We start from the raw sequence: 14,185 nt of genomic DNA, 5'->3' as shown, positions 1-14,185 counted from the left end.
GCGGTCCGGTCGTGCACGTGGCGAGAATCGGCCTGAACGCGGGGTTGCCGGGCGATACGGCACAATCGGACCGCACACCTCTTGCCGGCGGGGAAGGAACCGATGAGTGGACCGAGCTTCAACAGCAGCGCCCCCTACGAAACCCATGTGGTGCTCAACCAGCCGCCGCCGTTTGCCGGCCGGCAGCTGTGGACCGACGACATCGCATTGATGGAGGCCGTGCAGCGCGAGGGCGCGGCGGCGTTCGCACCGCGGTTGGCGGCGTACGGAGGACTGGCCGGCGACGCGCTGTACCGCATCGGCTTCGACGCCAACCGCGATCGCCCACGCCTGCGTACCCATGATGCACAGGGCCATCGCATCGATACCGTGGAATTCCATCCGGCGTATCACCAGTTGATGCAGACGGCCAAGGAACATGGCGTGGCAGGGTTGTCCTGGCACGAGCCGCAGCCCGGCGCGCATGTCGCGCGCGCTGCGCTGAGCTACCTGCACCACCAGGCCGAGGCCGGCACCAGCTGCCCGTTGACCATGACCCACGCCGCGGTAGCCGTGCTGCGCGGGCAGCCGCATCTGGCCGAGTGGTCGCGCAAGGCCGCCGCACCGGTATACGACCCGCGCGATGTGCCAGTGGCCGACAAGGCCGGCATCACCCTGGGCATGGGCATGACCGAGAAGCAGGGCGGTTCGGATGTGCGCGCCAACACCACCCGCGCCGAACCCATCGACGGCGAGCGCTATCGGCTGATCGGCCACAAATGGTTTTTCTCCGCACCCATGTGCGATGGCTTCCTGGTACTGGCGCAGGCGCCGGCCGGATTGACCTGCCTGCTGATGCCACGGCGCCTGGCCGACGGTGATCGCAATGCATTCCGCCTGATGCGCTTGAAGGACAAGCTGGGCGACTGGGCCAACGCATCCAGCGAAGTGGAGTTCTGTGGCGCACAGGCCTGGCGTGTGGGCGAGGAGGGACGCGGGGTGGCCACCATCATCGGCATGGTGATGATGACCCGGCTGGACTGCATGCTGGGCGCTGCGGCGGAAATGCGCATGGCGCTGGCGCAGGCGCTGCATCACGCGCGGCATCGGCGCACCTTCGGCAAGCCACTGTTGGACCATCCGCTGATGGGCAACGTGCTGGCCGATCTGGCGCTGGAATCGGAAGCGGCCACGGTGCTGGCGATGCGCATCGCACGCGCGGTCGATCGCGCTGGCAGCGATCCGGCCGAGGCCGCGCTCGCGCGGCTGGGTACGGCCTTGGGCAAGTACTGGATATGCAAGCGCGCACCTGCGTTCGTCAACGAAGCGCAGGAATGCCTGGGCGGTGCCGGCTACGTGGAGGAATCGATGTTGCCGCGGCTGTACCGGCAGGCACCGTTGAATTCGATCTGGGAAGGCAGCGGCAACATCCAGTGCCTGGATGTGCTGCGCGCGCTGGCGCGCGAGCCGGAGGTGCTGGCGGCGCTGCACGGTGAACTGGAGGCGGTGGCCGATCGTGATGCGCGTTATGCGTCGGCACTGCAGCAGTGGCGCGATGCGGCGGCGCCGGAGGAGGCACAGGCACGGGTGTTCTGCGAACGCACTGCCTTGCTGCTGCAGGCCGCGCTGTTGCTGCGTGCACGCAGTCCAATGGCCGAAGCGTTCATCCGCAGCCGGTTGCACGGCGAGCATGGGTTGGCATTCGGCACGCTGCCGGCGGGGTTGGATGTGGCGGCGATGCTGGCGCGTGCGCTGCCGTAGGTGACGGCCAACGGCGAGGCCCCTCATGGTGGGCGGCGCAGGAGCGCGGCCTTGGACGGTTTCCGTGCGCGCCCAGCACGGAATCAACAGAAAAAGCGAAAAGCAGAAAAGCCGCGGCGATGCCGCGGCTTTTCCGGTAGCGCCGGGCGATGCCCGACGAACGCGAAGGCCTTAGTGCTTGGCTTCTTCCTTGGCGGCAGTGGCCTTGGCGTCGTCAGCAACATCGCGGGCCTTGTCGGCAACCTTCTGCGCGGCATCGGCCGTGGCGTCGCTGGCGTGGGCGGCGGCATCGGTGGCTGCGACCTTGGCCTTGTCGGCGGCGGTGGCGGTCGCGGCTGCGGCGCTGTCCAGCGCCTGCTGGGTATCGGCGGCAGCCTGTTCAGAGGCGGCAGCAGTCTTGTCGGCAGCGTCGCGGGTGGCGGCAGCGGCCTTGTCGACGGCATCGCGTGCGGCGACACCGGCGCTGTCGGCGGCCTGCGCGGCATCCTGCTTGGCCTGTTCGGCTTCCGGGCCCTTGCAGGCAGCCAGTGCGAGCAGCAGGGAGGCGGCCAGCAGGGTAGTGGTCAGCGGACGGATCTTCATGGCGGTCTCCGGTACTGCAATGGATGGGGACGCCAGCCTATTCATACCGTTGTGAAGACCTGGTGGTGACCTGCGCACGGAACTGCGCGCAAAGAAAAAGCCGCTGGCGAACCAGCGGCTTCTTCAGAACAGCTTGAAGAAAGAAGTTATTACTTCTTGGCTTCTTCAGCAGCGTCCTTGGCCTGCTCAGCGGTAGCTTCGGCAGCCTTGGCGGCGTCCTTGGCTTCGCCAGCAGCGGCGTCGGTGGCAGCGCCAGCAGCCTGGGCAGCGGCGTCGACCGAAGCGTCAGCAGCGGTGGCGGCGGTGTCAGCGGCCTGCTGGGCAGCGTCGGCGGTCTGGGCGCCAGCAGCGGCGGCCTGGTCGGCAGCAGCCTGGGCTTCGGTGGCGGCCTGGTTGGCCGAAGCAGCGGCGTCCTGGGCAGCTTCCTGCTTCGAGCAGGCGGCCAGGGCCAGAGCCAGGGACATCGCGACCAGCAGCTTGTTGATGCTCATTGTGTAAATCCTCGTCGTTAGAATTAGGCAACGCGCATGCTGCGCGCCGACAACATGATGACAAGCCAAGATTGGGTGTCAAGCGATCCCGCATTCATTTTTGCGAAATAGACGTTAAACCCTTTCAGATCAACTCGATGGCGATAGCCGTCGCTTCGCCGCCGCCGATGCACAGGGTGGCAATGCCGCGCTTGCCGCCGCGCGTGCGCAATGCGTTGACCAGGGTGACCACCAGGCGTGCGCCGGAGGCGCCGATCGGATGGCCCAGCGCGCAGGCACCGCCATTCACGTTGAGCTTGTCGTGCGGGATGCCCAGTTCGCGCATCGGTGCCATCGCCACCACGGCGAAGGCCTCGTTGACTTCGAACAGATCGACCTGGTCCAGCGACCAGCCGGTCTTCGCCAGCAGGGTGTGGATGGCACCGATCGGGGCGGTGGTGAACCACTCCGGCTCCTGCGAATGGGTGGCATGGCCGACGATGCGCGCCAGCGGCTGCAGGCCGCGTGCGGCAGCATCTTCTTCGGTCAGCAGGACCACGGCGGCAGCGCCGTCGGAGATGCTGGAGGAACTGGCGGCGGTCACGCTGCCGTCCTTCTTGAAGGCCGGGCGCAGGGTCGGGATCTTGGCAATGTCCGAACGACCGGGCTGTTCGTCGCTGGCGACCTCGACTTCACCCTTGCGGGTGGCGACCTTCACCGCAACGATCTCGTCGGCGAAGGCGCCGTTGGCCTGGGCTGCCTGTGCGCGCTTGACCGATTCGATGGAGTAGGCGTCCTGCTCTTCGCGGGTGAACTGGTACTTGTCCACGGCGCATTCGGCGAACTCGCCCATGGCCTTGCCGTCATAGGCATTGACCAGGCCGTCGTGGGCCATGTGGTCCACCGCCTGGAAGTTGCCGAAACGGTTGCCGGTGCGCGAATTGGGCAACAGGTGCGGCGCGTTGGACATCGACTCCATGCCGCCGGCGACCACGACCTTGGCCGAACCGGCCTTGATCAGGTCATGCCCGAGCATGATGGCCTTCATGCCCGAACCGCAGACCTTGTTGAGGGTGGTGGCGCCGACCGACAGCGGAATACCGGCGGCGATCGCTGCCTGGCGGGCAGGGGCCTGGCCGAGATTGGCCGGCAGCACGCAGCCCATCAGGACTTCGGAGACGTCGCTGGCAGGCACGCCCGACTGTTCCAGCGCGGCGGCGATGGCGGCCGCGCCGAGGGTCGGGGTCGGAACGCCGTTGAACTGGCCGAGGAAGGAGCCGATGGCGGTGCGCTTGGCGGCGGCGATGACGATGTTGGACATGGCAATCTCGTTGATGCGTGAGCAATGTTCGGAAAGGAGACGACGGGCGTTGGATACGGCGCCGTTTCCCGGCAGACTGCGTGGGGGTCGGCCCAGTATAGAGGGTCGGCGAAGACTGCCGCTGGGCAGTACTGGATGCCTGCCCGGATGGCGGCAGGCCAACGTTCATGGGAAGGAAACGATGGAACGTAAGACGATGGGAAGGTCGGTCCTGGCATCGGCGCTGGCGGTGGCGCTGACGGCGTGTGGCGGTGGAGGCGGCGGCAGCAACGTGCGCATCGACCCGCCCCCGACCACGCCTCCGGTCACGCCCCCGGTCACCCCGCCTCCCGCTGCCAGACCGCTTGAGCCGGTCGTGGATGCGCATCTGGCACAGACCAACGCGCGTGCCGCACAGGCCACCGGCGCGACCGGCCGCGGCGTGCGCATCGGCATCGTCGATTCGGGCGTGCTGCGCAGTGCCGAGGCGCTGAACGGACGGGTGGTGGCCAACCTCAACTACATCGACCCGAGCCGCAACAATCTCAACGTCGATGACGTGCTTGGCCATGGCACGGCCGTCGCCAGCCTGGCGGCCGGTGTACCGGTGGGGGTCTGGCCCGGCGGCATCGCACAGGGTGCGGAGATCGTCTCGGCACGCATCATTTCCGACACCACGCCCAAGGATGACGGCAGTGGCCGGGGCAACTCCTTCAGCGGCACGCTGGGCGTGGCCGGGGTCCACCAGGACCTGATCAACTACGGCGTGAAGGTGATGAACAATTCCTGGGGCGGCCTGTACTGGACCGACCTCGGCACCACAGCGCAGGTCGCGGGCGAATATCGCCCCTTCATCATCAATCACGGTGGCCTGGTGGTGTTCGCCGCAGGCAACGAAGGGCGCGACCAGCCCAGCAGCGTGGCCGCGCTGCCCAGCCAGCGTGGCTTCGGTGGATCGCTGCCGGCAGCGGATCTGGAAAAAGGCTGGCTGGTAGCTACTGCGATCGATCCGAACAAGCCCGGTGAACGTGCGCCGTGGGCCAATGCCTGTGGCGACGCCGCGCGCTATTGCCTGACCGCTCCCGGCAGCGCGGTGTTTCCGGAGCCGGGTACCGGCAAGTACCTGTGGAACTACGGTACGTCCTTCGCCGCGCCACTGATCTCCGGTGCTGCGGCGCTGGTCTGGCAGCGCTATCCCTACTTCGACAACGACCTGGTGCGGCAGACCCTGCTCGGCACCGCCACCGACATCGGTGCGCCGGGCGTCGATCCCATCTACGGCTACGGCATGCTCAACGTCGGCAAGGCGGTGAACGGTCCCGGCCGCTTCGACTGGGGCGATGCCACGGTCAATGTCGACGCGGCCTCTTCGGGCTCGATCTGGAGCAACGACATCGCCGGCGCTGGCGGCCTGATCAAGCGCGGCGATGGCCGGCTGGAGCTGAGCGGCAACAACAGCTACAGCGGTGCGACACGCATCGAGCGCGGCACCCTGGCCCTGCGCGGTGGCGGCGTGATCCGTTCCAACGTGAGCGTCTCCGGTTCCGGTGGTGCCTCGATGGCCGGCCTGCAGTTCATGCCCGGCACGCCGCGGGTGATCGGCAACGTCGACAACGGCGCCAGCGTGGTGCTGGTCAACGCCAACACCACCGCGACCATCGAAGGAAATTACAGCCAGCGGCCGGATGCGCAGCTGATCGTCGCGCTGGGGGTAAACGCGCTGCAGGTGACCGGCACCGCACGCCTGGCCGGCGGCGTGGTGGTCGATGGCATCGTGTCCGGTTACGTGCCGCAGGTCGGCAGCCGCCAGGGTCTGGTCCATGCCAACGGCGGTATCAACGGCACGTTCACCACGCCGGTGGCCAACACCGGCGCCAACGGCCTGACCCTGCTGCAGGCGCAGTACGGCTATGGCAGCAACGACGCGTGGATGGACCTGACCCAGGTCAACGTTTCGGCAGCCGCATCGGGCCTGGGCGCCAATGCACAGGCATCGGCGCTGCGGGTGCAGTCGGCATTCACCGCGCTGGACCGCAATGCGGATCTGCAGGGCTCGGCGTTCGGCGTGGCCGCAGGCGCGCTGCAGCGTACGTCTGGCGGAACCGATGGCCTGTCGGCGAGCCTGGAGAGCCTGTCCGGACAAGCACATGCGCGCGCTGAAGCGTCGACCTTCGACAGCGTGGACATGTCGCGCCGCGCGGTTGCCGAGCGCTTCGACCGCGTGCAGGCTGCGCCGAAACTGCGTGGCGCCTGGCAGAGCGCGCTGGGTGAAGCCGGGCAGGGCAGCTTTGCCGGCAACGCCGCCGACAGCCAGGGCTGGATGGCCGGCCAGGACGTGGCACTGGGCAGCAACGGCCTGCTGGGCATGGCCTTTGGCGAAACCCGCAGCAATGGTGGCAGCAACTTCAGTGGTGACCGTGGGCGTGACCGCCAGGCGCAGGCGCAGCTGTATGCCGGCTGGAGCCTGGGGCGTGGCTATGCGCTGGCCCAGTTCGGCACCGGCCAGTTCACCCGGGAACTGGATCGCCAGTTGCTGCTGGGTGCCGGTGCCTACGGTGTGTCCGCGCGCTACGGCGGACGTTTCAGCAGTGCCAGCGTTGAAGGCGGCTACCGTTTCGGGCGCATCGGTGCGTCGTTGACACCGTACCTGGGGGCAAGCAGCACCCGCCTGGATACCGATGGCTTCAGCGAGCAGGGCGGCTTCGGCTTCGGCCTGCGCGGTGAGGCGTCGCGTGCACAGCGCAGCCAGATGCTGGCGGGCCTGCGGGGTGAGCGGCAGTGGGGGCGCTGGACGCTGCGCGGCCATGCCGAATGGCAGCAACGGCTGGATGGCGGTGAGCAGGCCTGGCAGGCAAGTTTCGTCGGCGTTGATGCCTGGGCGCCGTTGGCCGGTGTTGACGCACCGCGTGGCAGTGCCTTGTTCGGCCTGGCGCTGGAATCGTGGTGGGGCCGCAATGGCCGCCTGAGCCTGGGCATCGACCAGCGCGTGGGTGGCGATGATGCACGTCAGGCGGCGCTGCGCTACAGCACCGGTTTCTGATCATGGCGCCGGGCGTGCTGCCCGGCGCGTTCATCCGGCGGTGCCGACCCACGGTCGGCACGCGTCCGGTTGCCGGGGGCGGCGCTCAGCCGCCGCGCAGGTCGCCCAGGCGCGGTGTGCTGCGGCCCAGCGGCATCTTCAGCTTGCCGATCGACAGGATGCGCGCTTCTGCGATCCGGTCAGCCGCGCGCTGCGGGGCAATGTTCTCGCGCTGCGACAGTTCGAAGATGCGCGTCAGGTTGTGGTAGATGCTGCGGATCAGCCGCATCGCGCGCTCGCGGTTGTAACCGTCGATTTCCAGCGACACGTTCATCACGCCACCAGCGTTGACCGCGTAGTCAGGCGCATACAGGATGCCGCGCGCATGCAGCTCGTCGCCGATCTCCAGGCTGGACAGCTGGTTGTTGGCGGTGCCACAGATGATCTTCGCCTTGATCCGCGGCAGCGTGTCGGCGTTGATCGCGCCTTCCAGCGCGCACGGCGCGAACACATCGGCGTTCACTTCGTGGATCTCGTCCGGCTTGACTGCCTCGGCGCCGAAATCGTTGACTGCACGATCCACCAGCGCGCTGTCCAGGTCGGTGACATACAGCTTGGCGCCACGGTCGCGCAGCAGCTTCACCAGTTCCATGCCGATATGGCCCAGGCCCTGCACCGCGATGCTGGTCTTGCCCACTTCCTCATGGCCGAACTTGAAGCGCATCGAGGCCATCAACGCCTGCAGCGCGCCATAGGCGGTGAACGGCGCCGGATCTCCCGAGCCGCCATGGACCTGGTGCACGCCGGTGACGAACTGGCTCTCCAGGTAGATGTTCTCCATGTCGTTGACGTCGGTGCCGACGTCCTCGGCCGTGATGTAGCGACCACCCAGCGAATCGACATAGCGGCCGAACGCGCGGAACAGCACTTCGGTCTTGTCGACCTTGGGGTCGCCGATGATCACCGCCTTGCCGCCACCGACATTGAGACCGGCCAGCGCATTCTTGTAGGTCATCGTGCGGCTCAGCCGCAGCACATCGGCCAGCGCATCGTCGGTGCTGGCGTAGGGGCGCATGCGCACCCCGCCCAGGGCAGGGCCCAGGGTGGTGTTGTGGATGGCGATGATTGCCCGCAGGCCGGCATCCTGGTTGTGGCAGAACACCACCTGTTCGTGGCCGGTGGTTGCGAGGGTTTCGAATAGCATGGGGTCTCCGATGGCGCGATCTGCGGTGAACTGCGGCGAACTGCCAATGAACGGTAGGGTCCGAAAACAAAAAAAGCGACGTCGTCGGTACAGGGGGACGGGTCGCGCGGCGCCATTCTAGTCCATTCGCCCGGGATATGCCGTCGACGCCGGACGCGCCCGGGTTAAAGAAGATGAAAGTGCGGCCGATGCTGCGACGACGGCAGGTCGCCGGATGTGATGAAGGCGCAGGGGCAGGCAGTGGCAGCAGGACAACGACAGGATGGGCGGCGATGACCGCAGCGTGGTGGCGATCTGTGCTCCGTTGGCTGTCGCAGCTGACCGGGCAGGCCCCGGCACGCCTGGCCGCAGCCCCCCGCCAGGCCGTGGCGGCCGCGGCGGCCAGCCTGCAGGGCGACGCCTTGTCGGCGGCCGAGGTCGCCGCCCACCTGCAGCGCGGACTGCACGCGCTGGCCCTGTATCCGCGCTTGGCAGGCGAACCGGCGGCGGTCAGCGCATCGGGTCTGGCCGAAGCGGTGGACCGCGCGCTGCAGGACCGCGACTGGGCTACCCGGCAGCTGCCGCGGCGCCCGCAACTGCTGCCGCAGCTGATCCAGACGGTCAATGACGACGTTGCATCGGCGCGGGTGATGGCGGCGATCATCGGCCAGGATCCGGTGCTGACCGGCAACCTGCTGCGGATCGCCAACAGCCCGGCCTACAAGGTGCACGAGCGGCCCGTGGAAAGCCTGCAGCGGGCGGTGACCCTGGTCGGCACCGAAGGTGTGCGGCAGATCATCAGCGCCGTGCTGGTGCAGCCGGTGATGCAGGTGCAGTGCGAGGTGTTCCCGCAGTTCAGTTCGATCATATGGGAGCACGCGCTGCTGGCGTCGCGCGCGGCCGCCGACCACGCCCGCACGGTCACCTTCGGCGATGCCTTCGCTGCGCAATGGCTGGGCCTGGTGCAGGGCCTGGGCGCGGCGCTGGTCATGCGTCAACTGCTGCAGGAAGCACAGGTGCGTGGCGAAGAAGTGGAGCCCGCGCTGGCCCTGCAGTTGCTGCAGCAGTGGTCACTGCCGTTGGCGCAGCGGGTGGCAGCAGCGTGGGAACTGCCCGAACCGGTGCATCAGGCCCTGGCGCCTGATGCAGACGGTCCGCTGGCCGACAGCCTGCGCCTGGCCAGCGCCGCTGCGGCGGCCAGCCTGCTGTGCCGGCACGGGCATGCCAGCCAGGGCCGCATGCTGGCCTTGCTGGAACAATTGCCGGCAGCGCCGCCACACGCGCTGCGCTGGATCTGGCGGCGCCTGCACGGGCGCAATGTGGAAACCCTGGACGAAAGCCTGCACGGCGATGGCGAGGGGAACGCCCTCTGATCGTTACAGCTGGGATTCCAGCGGCAACCAGCTGATCACCCGTGCCGTCCAGCGTTTGCCGAGGCTGCTGCCGGGCTCGGCATCGACCCAGTGCGGCGGCGGCTCGCGCTGCAGCCAGCGCAGCTCATCATCAGCGCCGAGCGCAAGCCACCAGCTGTGTTCCGGGCTGGCCAGGCGCAGGTATTCCGCGCGCAGCTGTGCGCCCAGCACCGGGTCGTCGAACAGCACGCCCATCTCGGTGTTGAGATAGGCCGAACGCGGATCGAGGTTGAACGATCCGACGAATCCGCGCCGGTCGTCGACCAGCAATGCCTTGGTGTGCAGGCTGGCGCCGCTGCTGCCGAACAGGCTGCCGTCACCGGCCTGGCCGTTCGCCTTCAGTTCGTACAGCTGTACGCCGGCCTTCAGCAGCGGCACCCGGTAGCCCATGTAGCCACCGTGCACGGCAGCAACATCATTGGCCGCCAGCGAGTTGGTCACCACGCCGACCTGGGCGCCGCGGCCGGCCATCGCCGAAAGGCCGTCCAGCCCTTCGCTGCCGGGGACGAAGTACGGCGAGATCAACAGTGCCTTGTAGCGCGTCGACTGCAGCTGTTGGACCAGCTCGGTGACCAGCCAGTCGTCGTGTGCATCGTCGTGGTGCTTCATCGGTGGATCGGACACGATCCGTACCTGCCTGCTCCAGTGCAGCGGCTCCGGGCTGGCACGCTGGCGCTGGCGCGACTCGGCCACGCGCTGCAGGTACGGTTGGGCCTGCGCATGCAGCGCGTCCAGATCGGACTGGCGCACCAGCTGGCGCAGCTGTGCATCGGTATAGGTTGCCAGCGCCGAGATCGGAATCGCCGCGTCGCTGTTCCAGTAGTCGTCGAAGATCTGGTTGGCCTGCTGCACGGCCGGGCCGGCTACCACCAGGTCCAGGTCCTGGAAATTCACGTCGCTGCGCGCGCTGAAATATTCCTCGCCGATGTTGCGGCCACCCACGATTGCAATGCGGCCATCGGCGATCCAGCTCTTGTTGTGCATGCGGTGGTTCACGCTGAAGGCGCGTTGCACCAGCTCCAGCGTGCGGGCCAAGCCACTGCGGTTGCGGAACGGGTTGTACAGGCGAAGCTCGATGTTGGGATGCGCATCGAGCGCCATCATCAGCGCATCCTTGTCCTTGGCATTCATGTCATCAAGCAGGATGCGCACGCGCACGCCACGTTCGGCAGCGTCGTACAGCGCCTTGGCCATCAAGTGGCCGATCAGGTCGTCGTGCCAGATATAGTACTGCAGGTCCAGGCTGCGGCCGGCGTGCTCGGTGACCATCGCGCGGGCAGCGAACGCATCCATGCCATCGCTGAGGAAGGCTACGCCCGACTGGCCGGGATGGGCGGCCTGCAGGGGCATCATCTGCCGATCGATGGGCGTCTGCGCAGGTTGCAGCGGCAGTACCTGCGACGCTTCGCCGCGCGCCTGCGGGGCCAGGTGGTCGGCCAGCAGCAGGCCGGACAGCACCAGCAGAAGCAGGGCGGCGATGATGATCGCGGCCACGCGCAGCAGGCGTCGCCATAGGGGTTTGCGCACACTCATGACCCCGATGGTAGATCCTGGCTACGCATGGAGGTAGACCCACGCCACGCGTGGATGAACTGTCACCGGTAGATCCACGCCACGCGTGGATGAACTGTCACCGGTAGATCCACGCCATGCGTGGATGAACTGCCACCGGTAGATCCACGCCACGCGTGGATGAACTGTCACTGGTAGATCCACGCCATGCGTGGATGAACTACCACCGGTAGATCCACGCCATGCGTGGATGAACTGCCACCGGTAGATCCACGCCATGCGTGGATGAACTACCACCGGTAGATCCACGCCATGCGTGGATGAAGCGCCACCGGTAGATCCACGCCATGCGTGGATGAACTGCCACCGGTAGATCCACGCCACGCGTGGATGAACTGCCACCGGTAGATCCACGCCATGCGTGGATGAAGCGCCGTGACTCAGAACCGCTCGTCGCTGCCCAGATAGCGCCACTGGCCCACGGCCAGCGGGCCCAGTGCCACCCGGCCGATGCGCAGGCGGCGTACGGCCACCACCTGCAGGCCGGCAGCCGTCACCGCAGTCCTCAGTCCCTTCGCGGTCAGTCCCTTGCCTGCAAAACGCAGGCGCTGCTCGCTCTGCCAGCTGACCTTCGGGCCACCTGCTTCATGCTGCAGCCGGGCCATCAGCCACGGGCCACGTTCCGGGCCGCCTTCAGCCACTTCGACCAGGTATTCCTGTTCGGTGCGGCCCAGGTTGCGCTGCAGGTGCGCGAGCACCGCCGGATCCTGGCTGACCACCACCAGCCCGTTGTCGTCGGCCGGCAGCGAGGATGCCAGCTGCAGGCCGTGGAAATGCCGTTGCAGCGGACGGATGTCGCTGGCATCCAGTTCGCTGCGGGTCTCGGTGCGGATCAGCGCGCACAGGGCATCGGCTGGCACGCCCGCCGGTTTGTGCAGCAGCATGCTGGCGCGCTCGGCCTTGCTGTCGCTGGCCTGCTCGGCCACCACGATGCTGGCGCTCTCGTCAACCGGGCGCTGCGGCTGTTCCACCACTTCGCCATCGACGCTGACCCAGCCGCCCTCGATATAGCGCCGCGCTTCACCGCGCGGGATGCCGAGCAGGGCGGACAGGCGTTTGTCGAGTCGGGTCGGTTCCATGGCGAAAGGTCGGGCAGGGGGCGCGCAGTGTAGCCGCTACGCCGGCTCAGCGCTGGCCGCGGTTGGCCAGCTCGGTCAGGTACAGGCGGGTATCGAACTCCAGCTGCAGGTAATCCGGCTCCATGTGCTGGCACAGCTGGTAGAAGGCCTTGTTGTGGTCGGCCTCCCTCAGATGGGCCAGCTCGTGCACCACGATCATGCGCAGGAAGGCGGCTGGCGCCTGCCGGAACACGGTGGCGATGCGGATCTCGCGGCTGGCCTTGAGCCGGCCGCCGTGTACACGGGAAATGGCGGTGTGGGTGCCCAAGGCATGCTTGATGACCTCCAGCGTGTTGTCGTAGCAGACCTTGTTGAGCGGCACCGACTTGCGCAGGTAGCGGTCCTTCATGTCCTGGGTGTAGTCGTACAGCTGGCGGTCGCTGCGCACCTCATGCGGGTCGGGGTAGCGCTGCTGCAGCCAGGGGCCGAGCTTGCCCTGTGCCAGCAGATCGCTGACTTGGGCGACCAGGGGTTCGGGGTAGCCGGTGAGGTACTTCAGGACAGCCATGCAGGGGCGTCGGCGCGTCGGTAGAATGGGGCATCCAGATTACACGCGGTACGTATCGACCATGGCAAAGCCCAACGCGCTGCAGGAACAATTGCTCAAGGCCGGCCTGGCCAAGAAGTCGCAGGCCAGCGCCGCCGCGCGTGAACAGGCCAAGGCCCGCCAGGGCAAGGCCGAGTCGACGTCGGCGGAGGTCCAGCGTGAAGCTGAACGCGCGCGCGCCGAGAAGATCGAGCGTGACCGTGCGCTGGCTGCCGAGCGCAACGCGCAGGCCAAGCAGGCTGAGCGCAAGGCGCAGGCCAAGCAGATCATCAGCGCCCACGCCGTGCCGCACAAAGGCGAGGACGAGTACCGCTTCAGCGATGGCGCAGTGATCCGCACCCTGTTGATCGATACCAAGCTGCGCAAGGCGTTGTCGGTGGGCGTGCTGGTCATTGTGGCCCATGGCGATGGCTACGCGGTGCTGCCACGCGCGGCAGCGGAGAAGGTGCGTGAACGCGCCCCGGAAGCCATCATCGTCGACCATGGCACGCCCGGCTCCAGCGCCGAGATCTCCACAGGCAACGCCGAGGACGACGCCTACTACGCACAGTTCCAGGTCCCCGACGACCTGGTCTGGTAAGGCGGCGCTGAACCGGCCGCAGCGTCCGCCGGGCATGGCCCGGCGCTACCGATTGCGGCGGGGTGTATTGTCCCCATATCAGGCGACACACCTGCGGAGGATGGCCATGGCTACCGGTTGGGCCGGAGATGGCGCGGTCCAGGACCAGATCGACGCCACCGTCGACGATGCGATTGCCCGCGCGCGGCGCCAGCTGCGCCAGGGCCCGGGTCTGGAACACTGTGAGGAATGCGACGCGCCGATTCCCTTGGCGCGGCGTCAGGCAGTGCCTGGCGTACGGCTGTGCGTGAACTGTCAGCAGGCGCACGACGAAGAGGAACAGGCGCAGAGTGGCTACAACCGCCGGGGCAGCAAGGACAGCCAACTGCGGTGAAGGGTGTTCGACAGGGCTGGGCCCTGCACCCGCGGTAGTGCCGGCCGCTGGCCGGCAACCTTGAGAGCAACAGCAAGAGCAAGAGCGGCATTCCGTGGGATGGCGGGGTGGGCCCGGTTGCGGGAGACGCCGTAAACCCATCCATGGGGGCTTGGCCGCGGCATCCATGCCGCGGACACTCCCGCAACCGGACCCACCCCGCCTTCGACAGGTTCCCGCGATCTGTCATGGATCCACGCCACGTGTGGATGAATTTCGATGGAAATCAATATTTCGATATTGGATCGAA

At 67.4% G+C, this 14,185-nt stretch carries 12 protein-coding genes; 5 read left to right on the top strand and 7 right to left on the bottom strand.

Annotation, left to right across the window (positions count from 1 at the left end; all coding sequences use genetic code 11):
• The first annotated feature begins 102 nt into the window (after positions 1-102).
• Complete coding sequence (locus tag J2X70_RS19775; RefSeq protein ID WP_025879172.1) at positions 103-1,740, top strand: acyl-CoA dehydrogenase family protein; 1,638 nt, start codon at positions 103-105, stop codon at positions 1,738-1,740.
• Between the two features lie 171 nt (positions 1,741-1,911).
• Here J2X70_RS19775 and J2X70_RS19770 read toward each other — a convergent pair whose 3' ends face one another.
• From J2X70_RS19770 to J2X70_RS19760, 3 genes are all read right to left on the bottom strand, one after another.
• Positions 1,912-2,322 carry a hypothetical protein gene (locus J2X70_RS19770; RefSeq protein WP_025879171.1) on the bottom strand — a complete coding sequence of 137 codons (411 nt, stop codon included), beginning with the start codon at positions 2,320-2,322 and terminating at the stop codon, positions 1,912-1,914.
• Between the two features lie 149 nt (positions 2,323-2,471).
• Positions 2,472-2,813, bottom strand: a complete 342-nt coding sequence (locus J2X70_RS19765) for a hypothetical protein (protein ID WP_025879170.1) — start codon at positions 2,811-2,813, stop codon at positions 2,472-2,474.
• Between the two features lie 124 nt (positions 2,814-2,937).
• Positions 2,938-4,113: a thiolase family protein gene (locus J2X70_RS19760; protein ID WP_025879169.1), complete on the bottom strand. Its 1,176-nt coding sequence runs from the start codon at positions 4,111-4,113 to the stop codon at positions 2,938-2,940.
• Between the two features lie 181 nt (positions 4,114-4,294).
• On the opposite strand from J2X70_RS19760, the gene J2X70_RS19755 reads away from it, so the two are divergent.
• A complete protein-coding gene (locus J2X70_RS19755; protein WP_279208976.1) occupies positions 4,295-7,132 on the top strand; it encodes a S8 family serine peptidase in 2,838 nt (945 codons plus the stop codon).
• Positions 7,133-7,217: 85 nt separating this feature from the next.
• On the opposite strand, the gene J2X70_RS19750 is transcribed toward J2X70_RS19755, so the two are convergent.
• Positions 7,218-8,315 (bottom strand): Glu/Leu/Phe/Val dehydrogenase dimerization domain-containing protein, encoded by a 1,098-nt coding sequence (locus J2X70_RS19750; protein ID WP_025879167.1) that lies wholly within the window; start codon positions 8,313-8,315, stop codon positions 7,218-7,220.
• Positions 8,316-8,587: 272 nt separating this feature from the next.
• Here J2X70_RS19750 and J2X70_RS19745 point away from each other — a divergent pair, with 272 nt between their 5' ends.
• A complete protein-coding gene (locus J2X70_RS19745) occupies positions 8,588-9,667 on the top strand; it encodes an HDOD domain-containing protein (RefSeq protein WP_218787820.1) in 1,080 nt (359 codons plus the stop codon).
• A 3-nt stretch (positions 9,668-9,670) separates the two neighbouring features.
• On the opposite strand, the gene J2X70_RS19740 is transcribed toward J2X70_RS19745, so the two are convergent.
• The 3 genes from J2X70_RS19740 to J2X70_RS19730 form a co-directional block, all read right to left on the bottom strand.
• Positions 9,671-11,239: a phospholipase D family protein gene (locus J2X70_RS19740; protein WP_263929645.1), complete on the bottom strand. Its 1,569-nt coding sequence runs from the start codon at positions 11,237-11,239 to the stop codon at positions 9,671-9,673.
• Positions 11,240-11,658: 419 nt separating this feature from the next.
• A complete protein-coding gene (locus J2X70_RS19735; protein WP_025879164.1) occupies positions 11,659-12,357 on the bottom strand; it encodes an RNA pseudouridine synthase in 699 nt (232 codons plus the stop codon).
• A 46-nt stretch (positions 12,358-12,403) separates the two neighbouring features.
• Positions 12,404-12,904, bottom strand: a complete 501-nt coding sequence (locus J2X70_RS19730; RefSeq protein ID WP_025879163.1) for a M48 family metallopeptidase — start codon at positions 12,902-12,904, stop codon at positions 12,404-12,406.
• A 61-nt stretch (positions 12,905-12,965) separates the two neighbouring features.
• On the opposite strand from J2X70_RS19730, the gene J2X70_RS19725 reads away from it, so the two are divergent.
• Positions 12,966-13,523 carry a DUF2058 domain-containing protein gene (locus J2X70_RS19725; RefSeq protein ID WP_025879162.1) on the top strand — a complete coding sequence of 186 codons (558 nt, stop codon included), beginning with the start codon at positions 12,966-12,968 and terminating at the stop codon, positions 13,521-13,523.
• Positions 13,524-13,629: 106 nt separating this feature from the next.
• The gene (locus J2X70_RS19720) at positions 13,630-13,896 is read left to right on the top strand and encodes a DksA/TraR family C4-type zinc finger protein (RefSeq protein WP_025879161.1); all 267 of its coding nucleotides are present in this window, start codon (positions 13,630-13,632) and stop codon (positions 13,894-13,896) included.
• The last annotated feature ends 289 nt before the right edge of the window (positions 13,897-14,185 follow it).

The sequence above is a fragment of the Stenotrophomonas sp. 1337 genome (genome assembly GCF_031455455.1).
Lineage (GTDB): Bacteria > Pseudomonadota > Gammaproteobacteria > Xanthomonadales > Xanthomonadaceae > Stenotrophomonas > Stenotrophomonas indicatrix.
This window is presented reverse-complemented; position numbering and strand designations above follow the sequence as displayed.